Genomic DNA, 17,489 nt, shown 5'->3' on the forward strand with positions numbered 1-17,489 from the left:
TGTCTTTCTCCAAACTAGGCTGATAATTTGAGAACTTTAAGGGTTGTGAGGCTTAAATCTTGACAACCAGTAATAAATCCACCTGTTGCTTGGATTTGCTGCAAGTATTCAATGGCAGATTTGGTAATTAATTCTCCAGGCATTAAAACGGGTATTCCTGGGGGATAGGGACAAACAATTTCTGCACAGATGCGATCGCTCGTTTCTTCTAGAGGTAAAGTTTCTGTAGGGGTAAAAAAAGCCTCGCGGGGAGAAATTTGCACGGGATGACTCACCTTAAAAATATCATCCCATAAAATTAACTCCTTTTTTTCTGGTGGCGGTGGGGTTATCTGAGCCAAGGTAGTAAAACTCTCAACCAACTGCTCAATATCCGCTTGGGTATTGCCGAGACTAATAATAAATGTCAGATGTTGCAGTGATGAGAATTCAGGAGTAACGCCGAGTTGTTCGTCTAAGATTTCCTCGGCAGCAAATCCTGTTAAGCCTAAGCCAGAAAGGGTGACAGTAAGGCGAGTTTGATCCAAGGCTACAAAGCCAGGTGATTTCGCTTGGGAAATATCTAAAACTGATAATCCGGGAATCTGGCTAATTTTGGTTCTAGTTGCATCCGCAAGTTGCAAAGTGCCAGACATGAGCTGTTTGCCATACAGTGCCATTTGCTGACGTGCGGCATCGAGGGAAGCTAAAAGTATATAACTGGGGCTGCTAGACTGGACTAATTGCAAAGCTATACTGATGCGATCGCAGTCTATCCTGTTTCCTTGAACGTGCAGCATGGAAGCTTGCGTCATTGCACCCAGAGTTTTGTGGATGGATTGTACAGTTAAATCTGCACCTGCGACTAAGGCTGGGGTAGGTAATTCGGGATGAAAAGCAAAGTGTGCGCCGTGGGCTTCATCCACGAGTAAAGGGATATTGTATTGATGGGTAATTTGGGCGATCGCTTCTAAATCTCCACAAACGCCGTAATATGTTGGGTAAACTGCCAACACAGCTTTCGCATCGGGATGCTGTTGCAGGGCAGATTGTACGGCAGTTGGTGTAATACTGTGGGCAATATCTAAAACAGAGTCATATTCAGGATTAACAAAAATTGGCATAGCACCGGAGAGAATTAAACCGGCGATCGCAGAAGAATGCACATTTCGCGGCAGAATAATTTTATCGCCTGTGCCACAAGTGGCGAGAATTGCTGCTTCTATTCCACAGGTAGAACCATTGACTAAAAACCATGTTTGTTTAGCACCAAAAGCTTCAGCCGCTAGTTGTTGCGCTTGGAGAATCGTGCCTTGGGGTGCAAACAGATTATCTAAGTTTGCTAACTCTGTTAAATCAGCGCCAAATACAGTTTTACCTAGCAAATCAGCTAAAGGTTGAGCAATTCCCTCACCGCGCTTATGTCCGGGAGTGTAAAAAGGAGCATGAGAACGTGCTGCACAGGCTTTTATAGCGTCTATTAATGGTGTTTGGTTTTGATTGAGCATTTTGGAGAAAAAAACCGCAGAGAATGTAGAGAAAAGCTACAACAAGGGTATTTGCCACATTCTTTTTTCAAATTGGTATTAGACTCATAACATTCCGTTGGTAAAGGTATGACATTTTTATACTCTTAAGCTAATAATCATTAAAATTGCATCTTTGCGTCTTCCTTTCTCCGCGTCGCCGCGTCTTTCTGAGGCTAAGGATTCTGCAACTTAAAAGCGGGTTAGCTTACCAATGATTTTGAGATGATATTTTATTTTGAGTGCGATCGCTTCCAGATTATCCTCATTCACCAGGCCAAAGCCAAACCATCGGCACGAGACTCAGAGGCAGTAATTAAGACTTGATTCTGCTTGTAAATAATTTGACCACGACCAAAGAAATCATCGGGATTTTGCTGTACATTATGACCGCGTTGGACTAATCCCTGTGCTATTTTCTGGGATGCAGTTTGCTCTAACAACACTGTAGAGTCAGAGACAAATTGCCATCTAGGAGCGTCTAAAGCAGCCTGGGGATTTAAACCATAATCAGCCAAATTTACCACTACTTGCAGGTGTCCCTGTGGTTGCATGGCTCCCCCCATCACACCAAATGCCCCAATCGGTTGATGATCTTGAGTCAAAAAGCCGGGGATAATGGTATGAAAAGGGCGTTTACCTGGAGCGAAGTGGTTAGGATGTTGGGGATCGAGACTAAATCCGTAGCCTCTATTTTGCAAAGCTATCCCAGTAGCCGCAGGGAGAATGCCACTACCAAAGCCTGTGAAGTTGGATTGAATGAAAGATACGATTAATTCGCCATCGGCAGCTGCTAGATATACAGTTCCACCTTTTGGTAATCCTGGTTGAGCTACGGCGATCGCTTGTTCTGTAATTAAAGCACGGCGCTTTGCCGCATAATCTAAGGAAAGAAGATGCGCCGCAGTTACTGCTAAAAAACGTTCATCCGCGATGTATCTATGCACATCTGCAAAAGCTAGTTTCATCGCCTCAATTTGCAAATGGTAACTTTCTGCTGATTCACGGGGATAACGAGACAATTCCAAGCCAGAAAGGATGTTTAAGGCGATTAAAGTAGCAATTCCTTGGGTATTGGGCGGAATTTCCCAAACTGTCAAATTTCGGTAGTTTGTGGAGATTGGTTGCACCCATTCAGCTTTATGAGCAGCTAAGTCATCTTTGGTTAAGTATCCACCAGTATCGGCAGCAAAGTCTGCAATTTGTTGAGCAATTTTCCCACGATAAAAGCTTTCGCCACCAGTAGCAGCTATTTCACGCAAAGTTTGAGTATGTGCGGGAGAATGCCAAATTTCTCCGGCTCTTGGCGCTCTACTATTGGGAAAAAATACTTGTTTAAAACAGTCAAATTCTTTACCAACTAGAGAAAGATAATTTTGCTCCAACCGTTTCCAAGCCAGTGAAACCATTGGTGATACCGGGAAACCCTGCTCGGCGTAGCGAATTGCGGGTGCAAACAAGTTTTCAAAAGGTAAACGTCCCCAACGTTCCCACAAGGTTCTCCATGCGGAAACAGCACCCGGTACAGTCACAGCACGCCAATCATATTTCGGTACAGCATTTAGTCCGGCAAATTGTTTTAAGGTGAGTTTTTGCGGACTTTTCCCAGAGGCGTTTAAACCGTGCAGTTTTCCATCCCAAACTAAAGCAAAAGCATCGGCACCAATGCCATTAGCCATAGGTTCTACTACGGTAAGTGCGATCGCACTAGCTATGGCAGCATCAACAGCGCTACCACCAGCCCATAACATTTCCATACCAGCTATAGTCGCTAACGGTTGACTGGCTGCAACAGCTCCGCGACTACCCATAATCACTCGTCGGGTACTAAGGTAGGGATAGTTGGTGAGGTTTCCCAAACTCATTTTTTTGTGGACAAGACTTGACAGAAGTTTTTATATTTGTATCATAAAATACAATATTTTTTCAGTTTTTGTTGTGTCGGTGAACACATATAGCATTTCTAATTTGCTGCAATTAACTCCTACAGAGCGATGAAATCAACCGCTCTGTAGCAAGAGTGATCGTGGAAACGATTTCTAGCAAGATTAGATGTCTTGAGGAGATCATATTGAACTAGCAGTCTCCCTAGCAGCTTCTCGCAGCTGCTCCACATCCCGTATCGGTGGTGCACCAAACAGCCGCTTGTACTCTCGGTTGAAGTGCGAGGCATCATCATAACCCACACGGTAAGCAGCACTGGTAGCATCGAGGTTTTCCCCCAACATCAGACGGCGAGCTTCTTGGAGCCGCAGTTGCTTCTGAAACTGCAAGGGACTCATTGCAGTGACAGACTTAAAGTGATGGTGAAAGCCTGAAACACTCATTCCCATCTCTCGTGCAATGTTTTCAATACGAAGCGGCTCGTTAAAGTCTTTACGAAGTCGCTCGACGGCTCTGGCAATGTTGTGAGTGTAGCCACCCAGAACTGCAATATGACGGAGCCTGTTACCTTGTTCTCCCATCAGGAGTCGGTAAATGATTTCCCGCTTAATCAGTGGTGCGAGAACATGAGCTTCAGCAGCGAAATCTAGAAGCCTGACTAGCCGCACCACAGCGTCCAACAGATTTGCATCTAACGGACTTACGTCAATCGCTTTGACATCAGTACGGCTGCGTGATGAAGGATACCCTGCCTCGACCATAACCGAGCTAACGAGCGTGGGGTCGAGCTCGAGACGAAGGCTAAGGTGCGGTTTTTCCTTGGACGCTTCCAAAATTTGGCTGACAATCGGCAGTTCGACTGTAGCCAGCAGATAATGCATCGGGTCGTACTGATAGCGATCGCTGCCCAGAAGCACTTCTTTACTGCCTTGGGCAATTACACAAAAGGCAGGGACAGAGACACCGTGAGCGCATTCCCCAGGTGAGGAGGAGCGTTTGAAGTGCAATCCTGTCAGTGGCTCTATCATCCCATCATCACGAATGGCCCGTGCAATACGCTCAGTCAATTCGTCTCTGTTAGCTTGCGCTCTGTCTGCCTCGCGCTTTGCCTGCGGGTCGTTCATTAAATCTAGATCGGACTTTTCTCTAGTTTTGGCAGCATTCATTTCTAAGTTTGCAGGATTGTACAACAATCTTAGACGATTGTTCTATTGCTTGCCCTTGAGGATTCTTACAATGAAGCTAAAGCAATGAAAAATGATTCCGGCTTCTTGTAACAATTCTAGATTTTTATTCAATAGAAAACTCAGTTTTGATTAGGCAAGAGACTCGCCTACTAACAACCAAAATGCTGTTAAGGCTAACCTTGCTACTTAAAATAATCCATCCCTACAGATAGAGCAAGCATAAGTGCTCAATCTCTACGATTGGGCTAGCAACCCAAATGGCATCAAGTGAAGGAATTAAGCAAATGGACATCAAAAGAAGTGGCTCACAGCCTTCCGCCAAAGGGCCAGCCGAGTATTTTACTGGCACTGTACGCATTGACCCCCTGTTCCAAGCAAACGATCCAGCACGCACGTCTGGTGCCAGTGTCACGTTCGAGCCTGGCGCTCGGACAGCATGGCATACTCACCCGTTGGGCCAGACCCTGATCGTGACGGCAGGTTGCGGCTGGGTGCAGCGATGGGGTGATCCAAGGGAAGAAATTCGACCTGGAGACGTAATCTGGTTCGCGCCAGGTGAGAAGCATTGGCACGGAGCTACCCCAACCACAGCGATGACGCACATTGCCATTCAGGAGGCACTCGACGGCAAGCCCGTGGAGTGGATGGAACAGGTCAGCGACGAGCAATACCAAACACTCAACGTAAATCAATAGGAGTATCCATTTATGTACAACACGAAAGCTTATGCTGCGGTCAGTGCAACATCACCACTGTCCTCCACCACGATTGATCGGCGCGATCTAACTGAACACGATGTCCAAATTGAAATTCTCTTCTGCGGCGTCTGCCACTCCGACCTCCATTCAGTGCGGAACGAGTGGGGCGGCACAGTCTACCCGATCGTTCCTGGTCATGAGATTGTTGGTCGTGTGACTGAGGTTGGTTCGGCAGTTACGAAGTACAAACCCGGCGATTTGGCTGCGATCGGCTGTATGGTCGATTCGGATTTGACCTGCCCCCATTGCAAGGTTGGACTTGAGCAGTTTTGCCAAAATGTGATCCTCACCTACAACTCCCCAGACAAGCACCTGGGAGGAGTCACTTATGGGGGCTACTCCAATAGCATTGTCGCCGATGAACGTTTCGTTCTGCGCGTCCCAGACAATCTCGACCTGGCTGGAGTTGCACCCCTCCTTTGCGCTGGGATTACAACCTATTCACCGCTACGCCACTGGGGTGTTACCGAGGGCAAAAAGGTTGGCGTGGTTGGTCTTGGTGGGCTGGGACACATGGCGGTGAAATTTGCCCATGCGTTCGGTGCTCATGTCGTTGTCTTCACCACCTCGCCAGACAAGACAGAAGACGCGCTTCGCCTTGGTGCTGATGAAGTGGTCGTCTCCCGCAATGCCGAAGAAATGCAGAAGCACGCGGGCAGTTTCGATTTCATCCTTGACACCGTTTCCGCCAAGCACGATATCAACGCCTATCTCAACCTGCTCCGCCTCGATGGCAACATCACGCTGGTCGGTGCCCCCGAAAAGCCTCTGGATGTTGCAGCATTTAGCCTAATTATGGCTCGCCGCAGTCTCTCTGGCTCTAGCATCGGCGGCATTGCCGAAACCCAGGAGATGCTCGACTTTTGCGGCAAGCACAACATCACTGCGGATGTCGAAGTGGTTCCCATTCAGAAGGTCAACGAAGCCTATGAGCGACTGCTCAAGTCTGATGTGAAGTACCGCTTCGTGATTGATATGGCATCCCTTAAATCGGAATAACTGAGGTGAAACCTCGCCTTATTGGCAAGTCCAAAGAAAGCGGAACTCAGTAGTGACTCAACCAAAAGAGAAATAAGATGATTAAAGACAAAGTTGTGATTATTACTGGCGCGTCATCAGGGATTGGTGAAGCAAGTGCGAAATTGCTTGCAAGCAAAGGCGCTAAAGTCGTATTGGGCGCGCGACGCGAGTATCAATTGAGACAACTGGCTGATGCAATTCAAAAAGCTGGCGGACAAGCAATCTATCAAGTGATGGATGTGGTTAACCCGTCAGATAACGCTGATATTGTCAAACTTGCCAAGGACACATTTGGAGGCGTCGATGTTATTTTCTTGAACGCTGGCATCATGCCCACTTCTCCACTTTCTGCGTTGAAAACTGATGAATGGAATCAAACGGTGGATGTCAATATCAAGGGAGTACTAAATGGTATCGCGGCTGTGTTACCAACGTTTATTAGCCAAAAGTCTGGGCAGGCGATCGCAACTTCATCGGTTGCTGGATTAAAAGCTTATCCAGGGGGCGCGATCTATGGTGGGACGAAATGGTTTGTACGCGATTTCATGGAAGTTCTACGCATAGAGTCTGCTCAAGAAGGAACTAATATTCGTACTGCGACAATTTATCCTGCTGCAATTAACACTGAGTTGCTAAGTCAGATTACCCACCAAGATGCGGCTGAAAAAATGACAGCCTTGTATGAGCAACATGGCATCTCACCCGATCGAGTAGCCAATGTTGTGGCGTTTGCGATTGACCAGCCAGAAGACACAAACGTGAACGAATTTACGATTGGCCCAACTACCCAGCCTTGGTAAGGATAGTGCTGGCGGTTAGACTCTGGTGCGATCGCTGTCTGGTGCGACGTGACCTTAACGCAAAGACAGGAGTTCAAACAATGCAAAAACGAAAACTGGGAAACAGCAATTTAGAGGTTTCGGAGATTGGATTTGGCTGTATGGGGCTGAACTCTGCCTACAGCAATACCCTCGACAAGCAAGATGCAATCGCCTTAATTCAAGCCGCCGTGGAGCGCGGTGTCACCTTCTTTGATACTGCCGAAATGTATGGACCTTTTACCAATGAAGAATGGGTGGGTGAAGCGCTCAAACCCTATCGCGATCGCGTTGTTATCGCCACGAAGTTTGGCATCAAGTTACAAGACGGCAAGCAAGTGCAGGACAGTCATCCATCCCGAATCAGAGAGTCTGTAGAAGGGTCGCTCAAGCGATTGCAGACCGACGTGATTGATTTGTACTATCAGCATCGGGTAGATACCGAAGTGCCGATCGAAGACGTAGCCGGAACCATCAAGGATTTGATCCGTGAAGGCAAAATCAAACATTGGGGACTCTCAGAACCGGGTGTGCAAACTATTCGTCGGGCACACGCCGTTCAACCTGTCACGGCGGTTGAAAGCGAGTACTCCCTTTGGTGGCGGCGACCGGAAGAAGCGTTGTTGCCTGCTCTGGAAGAATTAGGTATCGGTTTTGTGCCGTTTAGTCCTTTAGGGAAAGGTTACTTGACGGGCAGTATCAGCAAAGACGCAAAATTCGACAAATCCGATTTTCGCAGCATCGTTCCCCGGTTTACACCAGAGGCGCTCGATACCAATCAGGTGTTGGTGGATCTGTTAAAAGAGGTAGCGAACCAGAAGCAAGCTACAGCAGCGCAAATCGCGCTCGCCTGGCTACTGGCGCAAAAGCCCTGGATTGTCCCAATTCCAGGCACAACTAAGCTGCATCGACTGGAAGAAAACATTGGTGCGGCAAACATCGAACTGACACAGGATGAGTTGAAGCGCATCGACGAGGCATTGGCGCAAATTAAAGTGGAAGGCGATCGCTATCCGGAAGAGTTGGAAAAGCGAACAGGAGTGTAGACGGATATTATGACAGCGATAATCGCAAGACAGCAGCCAGAAATTCTGCCTGTCGCTGTCATTTAACACAAAGGAGGCACGTATGACCAATACACAACAGCCTGATAGAACTCAAGCTGCGAGAGTCAGCGAAGCGGCACACAACAATCACGAGGAACTGTTTCCTAACCACAAATCAACCCTGAAAGTCACTGACCCTGAACTGATTGAAGTCTTTGACAACTTCGCCTTCGATGAAGTCATTGCATTGAGCAAGCTGGATACAAAAACAAGGATCATGCTGATTCTGGCATCGATCATTGGCAGTCAGGCAATCAGCGAATTCAAATTCATGGTGGGCGCTGCGCTCAATGTCGGAGTCACACCTGTCGAAATCAAAGAGATTGTGTACCAGTCGGTACCCTACGTGGGGATGGCAAAAGCATTTGATTTCGTTCATGCCACGAATGAAGTGCTGACGAGCCGAGGCATTCAATTACCGTTGCCAGGGCAATCGACCACCAGCCTCGAAACCCGCTATGACAAAGGTCTGGCAGTGCAGAAAGCCATATTCGGTGAAACGATCGAGCAAATGTATGAGCGATCGCCCAAAGATCAGCTACACATTCAAAAGTTTCTATCTGCCAACTGCTTTGGCGACTATTACACCCGCAATGGCATAGACATTAAAGTTAGAGAACTCATCACCCTTTCCATCCTCATCGCTCTCGGTGGAGTTGAATCCCAGGTAAAGGGACACATTCAAGGCAATCTCAATGTTGGAAACGGCAAAGATATGCTGCTGGATCTGATGACGCAATTATTGCCCTGGGTCGGCTATCCCCGCACACTGAATGCCTTGAACTGCCTGAATGAAGTGGCGACGGAGTAATAGCGACTCCCAGCCCCAGACTCGTAACAAACAAGCGTTACTCTTCTTTGCAACATTCACTTTATGCAAGGCATTTTCATTCAATATATTTGCCTCATCTTGATCATTCTTGGGCTGGTCATGATCGCCACTAAGCTGCGACTACCGTACCCGATCGTGCTCGTATTGGGCGGACTCGCGCTGAGTTTCATCGCTCCGTTTTCAAATATTACCATCAACCCGGAACTGGTTTTCCTGATTTTTCTTCCGCCTCTGCTTTATGAAGCGGCATGGCAAGTCTCGTGGAAAGAATTCTGGAAATGGCGAGGGTTAATCATCGGTTTTGCTTTTGTGATCGTCATCTTAACGTCATGCGCGATCGCAGTTGTCTCAAGTGGGTTGATTCCCGGTTTTACTTTAGCGCTGGGCTTTCTTTTAGGTGGCATTATCTCACCGCCTGATGCCGTTTCCGCGACGACGATCATGCGGCGGGTAAGCGTGCCGAAGTCGCTGGTCAGCATTGTCGAAGGCGAAAGTCTGCTCAACGATGCCTCGTCGCTGATCGTGTTTCGCTTCGCGTTGGCGACAGTCATCACCGGACAGTTCCATTTTCAAGAGGCAGCCGTCAACTTCGTTCTCGTTATTTTAATGGGAATCTCGATCGGTCTCGTTGTTGGATTGATTTTCTACGGCATTCACCGTTTATTACCCACAACGTCCAGCATCGAAATCGTTTTCACACTGGTTACGCCCTACTGCATGTATTATTTTGCCGAACACTTTCATGTTTCGGGCGTGCTAGCGGTCGTCAGTGGTGGACTACTCTTATCCAGCAAGCGCAATAGTTTGCTGAGTTATCGGAGCCGGGTTGAGGGTTTAAATGTATGGAATAATCTGGTCTTTGTCTTGAACGGGTTGATTTTTTTGCTCATCGGACTCGAATTGCCGTTTGTCATCCGGCAGCTGGGAAACATTAGTTTAGGCAGTGCCGTTTGGTACGGATCGATCATCGCTTTCGTGCTGATTGTAACCAGGCTGCTTTGCACATTAGGAACTTCTGTTTTGATGAGATTCATGAGTCGTTTTATCACGGTGTCAGACCCGAATCCGGGATGGAGAGGGCCGCTGATTTTCGGTTGGGCAGGAATGCGCGGTGTGGTATCGCTGGCATCTGCACTTTCCGTCCCGATACTCACTCAAGCAGGACAGCCGTTTCCCTATCGTGACCTAATTCTCTTTATCACGTTTATCGTCATTCTCATCACCCTGGTTTTTCAAGGATTAACGCTTCCCTGGCTGATCCGTAAAGTCAACCTCAAGGATAGGTTCACCCTCATCCCTGAACAAAAGCAGGAAATCATCATTCAAAAGAAATTAGCGCAGGCTTCGCTTCGTTTCCTAGAAGAAAAATACAGCCCAGAGCGGGCGCGCAACGAACACTTGGATAATTTGTTCAAGAAGCTCGAAATCGATCTGAAGTTTTTTGATCGCCAACTCGAAGAATCAAATTTCGTCTGGCAAAACTCATTAAAAGGCTATCAATCCATTTACCTGGAAGTGCTGGAGCAACGACGAAATTTATTGAACAAAATGAATCGCCGTGCCGAGTTTGACGAAGAGTTGATCAGGAAGTATCTCTTGTTGACTGACGTGGAAGAATTCAAAGTTCGGGAAATAGGTTTACAGGAATCCGATACCGAGTGAGGAGAAATGATCAGCAACAACACTAAAGGAAAAGCCGTTATCACAGGTGCAAGCAGCGGGTTAGGCAATTGTTATGTGAAAAATTAAAGGAGAAAAATAATGACGACGAACAAGAATGGAAACTACACAGGAAAGGTTGCATTTGTGACCGGGGCAGCGAGCGGCATCGGTCGAGCTACGGCGCTAGCGTTTGCACGTGAAGGCGCTAATCTAGTGGTCGCTGACATTTCAGAACAGGGTAACCAAGAGACGGCCCGCCTGATCAAGGAACTCGGCAAACGGGCGATCGCCGTCCGGTGCGACGTGACGCAAGCCGAGGATGTGAAGGCGGCCCTAGCGAAGACCGTTGAGGCTTTTGGGCGGCTGGACCTAAGCATCGATTGTAGTCTTTGGGTTTGGCATAACCGCTCCTTAGACCAGACCCAACTCATGATGACTGGTTGTGCGATCGGATGGCAGAGATCAACCCCGAATCATAACAGAGTTACTGACTGCAACGCAACCGACGGCAACCACCAGGACTGCGACTGCCTCATCGCGTCTTTCTGATACCATTTCACAAAAAATATGATGTGGATGTAGGTTGGGTTAAGGAACGAAACCCAACACTTCAAAGTCTTGTAATTGTTGGGTTTCACTGAGTTCAAACGCCACTTCACTCAAGTCGGGAAACCCGCTCACGTGAGTGGCTCCCCAACCTACGCGTCTCATTTTTTCCTGGAATTGGTATGAGGCTAAGGATTATGCAACTTAAAGGCAGGTTAGCTTATTTATTTGCCCGATCGCGCAGGAACCAATCTATTGTTTTGAATTGGACTTTTTACAGCAGTATCGTGATAAATTTCTGCTTTAAGGGGCCTGTAAATCAACTCGTACCAATAATGACCGACTCGTGCGTCAAATCCTTGTGGTTGATCGCGCATAAATAAGTGCAGGCATTTTGCAGATTTACCAGGTAATAACTGCCAGGAAAAACAACTTTTATTGCCTTCATGAGGATGTGTTACCGATTCGATATGCAAATTAGTTGCTAAACCGTAAGCGGCATAGGGTTCTGCTGTTGAGCCGACGGCGAACCAATCAGGAACAGGGAAGACTTGCTCAATCTCCTGGGTTTGTCCCATATTCATGTGAGCAAAGTATTGTAGTCCAAAGTCAAGATTGACTATTTCTGCACCTTCTACCCTGTCTTCTTCCGCTTTGGGTTTTCCTTTGACAAATAATTCCTCAATCAAATAATCTGCGCCAGCGTATAAGCTAATAACTCGATAAAGTTCACACAATAAATGACGATTGTGACCAGTAATCGGATCTGGCCCCATATAATCAAAGGGTTCGGAAGCAATGGTAATTGTGGCGCGGACAGAACCACTTGACTGAGATACTAGTCGATAAGAATGATTGAACAAAGAGACTTGATAGTAAGGTGATTTGGGATAAGAAAGTCCCGGTAACTGGAGTTTATTCACCTGCATACAACGTTTCTCTGGATCTTGATCTAACCATTCACCCATTGCGGCCGGGAATGGATCGAGCATTTCTTGGCGATCTAACTGGACGCTGCTAGCTGAACCAGAAAACCAGTTGCGTTCATTATCTTCTGGTGCAGGTATTAAATTAAACCAGATAATCAAGCGGTTATTTACAAACCGGACTCCCCTCTCTCGTCTATCAGGGCCATATACTACTTCTAAGTATGGCTCACCGATTTCTGGGTGTATTGGTTTATCCCGGTATAAGCGGATAAAGGTTGAGGCTAAGACATTATCTTCTGTTCCTGGAGGAATGGGGCGGGGTAATTGGAAAATCAGGGTATCACGGGAAGGATCTTCAGGATCAATTCGGTCAATTTGAGCACTTAGCGGTTGATGTGAAAGGTCACGCAAGTCGCTTAATACGAGTTCCTCTGGTGAAATTTGAAATTGTTGGGCGATCGCTTGCCAGGGTATACTGCAAATACCGCTTCGCCAATAGTTTGAGGGATTAAAAACAGTCAATAAATTAAGGGATGGCACGAGTTCGCCCTCCTTTGAATTATTTATGAAACTGTACCGATGGCTATTGTTTTGAAATCAAGAGAAAAATTGAAGCAATGTTACAGTAAACGATTTTTGTGCTCTAATCCTAAATAGGAGCAAATTAACCAAAAGTGCCGATAAAACAACCTCTGAGGCTGTTCTATGACTGAAATAAATTCTCAACAGCCTATTAATACTGTAGCTAAGATTCTGGAGAGCTACGCATTGGGAAAACGAAACTTTAGCAAAGCGGAACTTGGTGATGCTAATTTACAAGGTGTTGATCTCAAAGGTTCTGACTTTAGCTATGCTGACTTCAGTGCAGCTAACCTCAGTGGTGCTAATCTCAGAGGTACTGACCTAAGCTTTGCCGATCTAAGTGCTGCTAATCTTAGAGATGCTGATTTGAGGGGAGCTTTGTTATTTTCAGCCAATCTTCGCCAAGCTGATTTAGCAGGAGCAAAGTTAGACAAAGCAGATTGCGATCGCAATACTCATTTTCCTGAAGATTTTGACCCAGTTCAGGCGGGTGTGCAAATTAAAGAAGGATAAAGGTTTGCGGATAGACACGAAGAAGAACGCAGAAAAACACTGCATTCCTCTGCGTTTAAAAACCTTTATGGACACTCATTAGTTGTACATTGGCGTTGGCAAAGTAGCAAGCCGAACCATGCTTGGGGATCAGTCCATACTTGTAATGCTTGGAATGCATGGTTATCTAATACCGAGATTAATGTTGGTATGTGAAATTTACGGGAGATTTCGGTACGAATTGTTTCTCCGGCTTGGAGCGAGACTTCAAACTCTAAAGCTTCTAGGATGACGGTTTGATCTGTCAAACTCCGCAGATGCATTTCAATTTGATTGTCTACTCGATTGTAGAAAGCCCAATGAACAAAATTGTTTAGAGAAAAATTACCTTGAAAACGTTGATTGAGATGGTTGAGGATATTGAGGTTAAAGGCTGCGGTGACTCCTTGGGAATCGTTGTAAGCCGCTTCGATAATTTCTATCGGCTTTTGCAAATCTACCCCTAACAGAAAAAATTCTCCTGGTTTTAGAGCTTGTTGAACTTGTGTTAAGAACTTATCGCATTGCTCGTCATTTAAATTCCCCAAGGTACTCCCCAAGAAAATCAGCATCCGATTCTCTAATTCTGCTGGGGGAAGTTGGGCTAATGCTTGTTCGTAAGTTCCTGCTAAACCGCAAAGCTTCAATTTGGGGTATTGACGTAGCAAATCCAAGGCTGTGGTTTTGAGGATACCGCTACTAACATCAATTGGGTAATACTCTAGTTCTTGAACAATCTCACTGTATGCTTCTAGTAACAGACGAGTTTTACGGGAACTACCACTACCTAGTTCAATCAAATGACAAGAACCTGTCATCTGAGCAATTTCGGCAGCGTAGGTTTCTAAGATAGCTTGCTCGGTGCGAGTCGGATAATATTCTGGTAGATCGCAAATCTGCTCAAATAGTTCTGAGCCTCGATCATCGTAGAAATAACGACAGGGCAAAGTTTTCGGATTTTGATTTAGTCCGTCAATTATATCTGTACCTTCATCGACTGATGCGATCGCTGAATTTAAATTAATCCAACGCAAGCGCGAATTCTCTTTTTGTTCAGTCTTCAATTTATTTGTCTCCTGTTATTAGGTGAGATTTTAATTTCCAGCCATGTCAAGCAAGTAGATGCAGACATCAAGTCTGCTCTACTGGTATGAATAATGTAGATTTATGGATTCTTATACTAAGGCGATCGCTTGAGTTTTCTTATCTATCTCAGGTTCCTGATTTTGTGCTTCATATTCACCAAATTGCTGAATGAGTTTAGCAACCAAACCTGTCCATCCAGTTTGATGGCTTGCACCAATTCCTGCTCCGTTATCACCATGAAAATACTCATAAAAAAGAATTAAATCTCGCCAGTGCGGATCGGTTTGGAACTTTTGGGTACTACCATAAACGGGTCTTTGCTCTGAGGCATTTTGCAAGAAAATTCGGATTAATCTTTGAGATAGTTCAGATGCTACTTCCCACAATGTCATCATTTTACCAGAACCTGTAGGACATTCTACTTGGAAATCGTCACCTAAGTAATAATGAAACTTTTGTAGGGATTCAATCAGCAAGAAATTGACTGGAAACCAAACGGGGCCGCGCCAGTTAGAATTACCGCCAAATAAACCACTGCTAGATTCAGCAGGTTCATAATCTACGCAAAATTTAGAACCATCCACATCAAAAATATAGGGATGTTCGGCATGAAATTTAGAAAGGGCGCGAATGCCGTAGGGGCCAAAAAACTCGTTTTCATCAAGCATCTTTTGCAGGATGCTTTTGAGTTTATCCCGTGAGACGATCGCTAGTAATCTTCTAGCGCCCACGCCTTTGGTTACCATACAAGCGACATTTTGCTTCAAGTCAGGGCGATTTTTAATGAACCATTCCAAGCGACTTTTGAAGCCAGGAAGCATATTTAAGGTATCTGGTTCAATGGTTTCAATTGCAAATAGGGGAATTAGTCCCACCATTGAGCGGACTTTTAAAGTAATCTGCCGTTCTGGTAAATGCAGCACATCGTAGTAAAATCCATCTTGAGCATTCCATAAACTGGCTTCTAGTTCGCCGATTTTGTTCATCGCATCGGCAATGTAGAGGAAATGCTCAAAGAATTTTGTGGCAATGTCTTCGTAGACAGGATTAGTTTTTGCCAATTCCAGCGCGATCGCCAACATATTCAGGCAATACATCCCCATCCAACTGGTACCATCAGATTGATCGATGTGTCCACCTGTGGGTAAGGTAGCGCTACGGTCAAATACACCGATATTATCTAAACCTAAAAATCCCCCTTGAAAGACGTTGTTTCCTTCAGCATCTTTGCGATTCACCCACCAGGTGAAATTGAGCATCAATTTCTGAAACACCCGTTCTAAAAATTGTCTATCTGAACGTCCATATACCTTTTGTTCAATCTTGTAAATCCGCCAGCTTGCCCAAGCATGAACAGGGGGGTTAACATCGCTAAATTGCCACTCATAAGCTGGAATTTGCCCATTGGGATGCATATACCATTCCCGCGTCAGCACATCTAACTGGTATTTGGCAAACTCAGGGTCAATAATTGCCAAAGGAATAGTATGGAATGCCAAATCCCAAGCCGCAAACCAAGGATATTCCCACTTGTCAGGCATAGAAAGAATATCTTCATTGTAGAGATGGAACCATTCGTGATTTCTGACCTTGCAACGTTCTGGGGGTGGGGGTGGTGAATTGCGATCGCCTTTGAGCCAATCTTCTAAAATATAGTGGTAGAATTGCTTGCTCCACAGCATTCCCGCAAATGCTTGTCTTTGCACATTACGCATATCTGCATTCAGAGGAAATGGCGTAATGCGTTGATAAAATTCATCTGCTTCTTGCTGTCGGTTCAAAAAAATGGTGTCGAATTCTAAGTTAAAAGGTTCTGTTAAATTTGGTACATCGCTCAGCCGCAATTTGACAGTTTGAGTTTCACCTGCACCAACAGTAACAATATAATTAACAGCGGCTTTTGTACCTACTTTATCAGGATTTACTGCTTGTTTATTTTCAGATACAATGTAATCATTAATGCCATCTTTTACATAGGCAGAGGTATTGACAGTGCCAAACAATCGCTGATTATTTGTCTCATTTTCTGTAAACAGAATCTCACTTGCTTGCTGACAATACAGCCACCTGTTTCCTAAAGTTGGGTGAGAAGCTGCAATAATTTGCCAATTATTACCTGAATTTATTTGTTTGAGAGTAGGTTGATCGCTATCTCCATTCCAAGACCAAGTATTGCGAAACCAGAGGGTAGGTAACAAGTGCAGGGTCTTTGCTTCTGTCCCCCGATTGACTACTTTAATTTGGATGAGAATATCTTCAGCAGAATTTTTGGCATATTCAACGAAGATATCAAAGTAGCGGTTTTCGTCAAATACACCCGTATCTAAAAGTTCAAATTCTGGCTGTTGGCGATTTCGCCGTTGATTTTCTGTAACTAATTGAGAGTAAGGAAAAGCGGCTTGGGGATATTTGTACAGCGCCTTCATGTAAGAATGAGTCGGGGTGCTGTCCAAATAAAAGTAATATTCTTTAACATCTTCCCCATGATTGCCTTCTGTTCCAGTCAATCCAAAGATTCTTTCCTTGAGAATTGAATCTTCGCCATTCCAAAGCGCGATCGCAAAACACAGCCGTTGATGATTATCAGAAATCCCAGCAATACCATCTTCACCCCAACGATAAGCGCGAGAACGAGCCTGATCGTGAGTGAAGTAGTCCCAGGCAGCACCATTGGGGCTATAATCTTCACGTACTGTACCCCATTGGCGATCGCTCAAATATGGGCCCCATCTGCGCCAATGGGCTTGATGATTGTGGGCTGCTGCTAATCTGATTTCTTCCTGGGTTGGAGTTTTCATCATCAGTATCACCCCGTGCCTAATTGCACAATAATTGAGTTCCTTAATTTGCTGTCTGAAGTATCCTGTAGCTACCAAATATCAGGCTGAGTTCCGACTTAAAAGATGCTAGAAATTAGCCCAACATAAATACAGCATATCCTCAGGCAAAACTCATATTTATGGTTTCAACTGATGAGTAACAGTAATTCAAAAAATACCTTTTTTAGTAAATTACAGCGATTTGCAAAATAATTAAGACAGAA

At 45.5% G+C, this 17,489-nt stretch carries 14 protein-coding genes; 8 read left to right on the forward strand and 6 right to left on the reverse strand.

What is annotated here, in order from left to right:
* Window positions 1-14: 14 nt before the first annotated feature.
* The 3 genes from BV375_RS05670 to BV375_RS05680 all read right to left on the reverse strand — a co-directional run bounded on the left by BV375_RS05670 (window position 15) and on the right by BV375_RS05680 (window position 4,555).
* Window positions 15-1,487 carry an aminotransferase class I/II-fold pyridoxal phosphate-dependent enzyme gene (locus tag BV375_RS05670; protein ID WP_086758186.1) on the reverse strand — a complete coding sequence of 491 codons (1,473 nt, stop codon included), beginning with the start codon at window positions 1,485-1,487 and terminating at the stop codon, window positions 15-17.
* Window positions 1,488-1,774: 287 nt separating this feature from the next.
* A complete protein-coding gene (locus BV375_RS05675) occupies window positions 1,775-3,370 on the reverse strand; it encodes a gamma-glutamyltransferase family protein (protein WP_086758188.1) in 1,596 nt (531 codons plus the stop codon).
* 201 nt (window positions 3,371-3,571) lie between these two features.
* A complete protein-coding gene (locus tag BV375_RS05680; RefSeq protein WP_086758191.1) occupies window positions 3,572-4,555 on the reverse strand; it encodes an AraC family transcriptional regulator in 984 nt (327 codons plus the stop codon).
* 278 nt (window positions 4,556-4,833) lie between these two features.
* Between BV375_RS05680 and BV375_RS05685 the strand changes: the two genes are divergently transcribed.
* The 7 genes from BV375_RS05685 to BV375_RS38640 all read left to right on the forward strand — a co-directional run bounded on the left by BV375_RS05685 (window position 4,834) and on the right by BV375_RS38640 (window position 11,321).
* On the forward strand, window positions 4,834-5,271 hold the full coding sequence (locus BV375_RS05685) for a cupin domain-containing protein (RefSeq protein WP_243713855.1): 438 nt from the start codon (window positions 4,834-4,836) through the stop codon (window positions 5,269-5,271).
* Window positions 5,272-5,283: 12 nt separating this feature from the next.
* Window positions 5,284-6,333 carry an NAD(P)-dependent alcohol dehydrogenase gene (locus BV375_RS05690; protein ID WP_086758193.1) on the forward strand — a complete coding sequence of 350 codons (1,050 nt, stop codon included), beginning with the start codon at window positions 5,284-5,286 and terminating at the stop codon, window positions 6,331-6,333.
* 77 nt (window positions 6,334-6,410) lie between these two features.
* Window positions 6,411-7,154, forward strand: coding sequence for an SDR family oxidoreductase (locus tag BV375_RS05695; protein ID WP_086758195.1), 744 nt, complete (start codon window positions 6,411-6,413; stop codon window positions 7,152-7,154).
* 80 nt (window positions 7,155-7,234) lie between these two features.
* Window positions 7,235-8,218, forward strand: coding sequence for an aldo/keto reductase (locus BV375_RS05700; RefSeq protein WP_086758198.1), 984 nt, complete (start codon window positions 7,235-7,237; stop codon window positions 8,216-8,218).
* An 82-nt stretch (window positions 8,219-8,300) separates the two neighbouring features.
* Window positions 8,301-9,089, forward strand: a complete 789-nt coding sequence (locus BV375_RS05705; RefSeq protein WP_086758201.1) for a carboxymuconolactone decarboxylase family protein — start codon at window positions 8,301-8,303, stop codon at window positions 9,087-9,089.
* A 63-nt stretch (window positions 9,090-9,152) separates the two neighbouring features.
* Complete coding sequence (locus BV375_RS05710) at window positions 9,153-10,772, forward strand: Na+/H+ antiporter (protein ID WP_086758203.1); 1,620 nt, start codon at window positions 9,153-9,155, stop codon at window positions 10,770-10,772.
* Window positions 10,773-10,871: 99 nt separating this feature from the next.
* Window positions 10,872-11,321 (forward strand): SDR family NAD(P)-dependent oxidoreductase, encoded by a 450-nt coding sequence (locus tag BV375_RS38640; protein ID WP_279432905.1) that lies wholly within the window; start codon window positions 10,872-10,874, stop codon window positions 11,319-11,321.
* 221 nt (window positions 11,322-11,542) lie between these two features.
* On the opposite strand, the gene BV375_RS05720 is transcribed toward BV375_RS38640, so the two are convergent.
* Window positions 11,543-12,787, reverse strand: coding sequence for a hypothetical protein (locus BV375_RS05720; RefSeq protein WP_086758205.1), 1,245 nt, complete (start codon window positions 12,785-12,787; stop codon window positions 11,543-11,545).
* A 165-nt stretch (window positions 12,788-12,952) separates the two neighbouring features.
* Here BV375_RS05720 and BV375_RS05725 point away from each other — a divergent pair, with 165 nt between their 5' ends.
* On the forward strand, window positions 12,953-13,342 hold the full coding sequence (locus tag BV375_RS05725; RefSeq protein WP_086758207.1) for a pentapeptide repeat-containing protein: 390 nt from the start codon (window positions 12,953-12,955) through the stop codon (window positions 13,340-13,342).
* A 65-nt stretch (window positions 13,343-13,407) separates the two neighbouring features.
* On the opposite strand, the gene egtD is transcribed toward BV375_RS05725, so the two are convergent.
* Window positions 13,408-14,424, reverse strand: a complete 1,017-nt coding sequence (egtD, locus tag BV375_RS05730) for an L-histidine N(alpha)-methyltransferase (RefSeq protein ID WP_086758209.1) — start codon at window positions 14,422-14,424, stop codon at window positions 13,408-13,410.
* Between the two features lie 111 nt (window positions 14,425-14,535).
* Complete coding sequence (locus BV375_RS05735) at window positions 14,536-17,244, reverse strand: glucosidase (protein WP_086758211.1); 2,709 nt, start codon at window positions 17,242-17,244, stop codon at window positions 14,536-14,538.
* Window positions 17,245-17,489 lie beyond the last annotated feature (245 nt).

The sequence above is a fragment of the Nostoc sp. 106C genome (assembly GCF_002154725.1).
In the GTDB taxonomy this organism is placed as follows: Bacteria; Cyanobacteriota; Cyanobacteriia; order Cyanobacteriales; family Nostocaceae; genus Aulosira.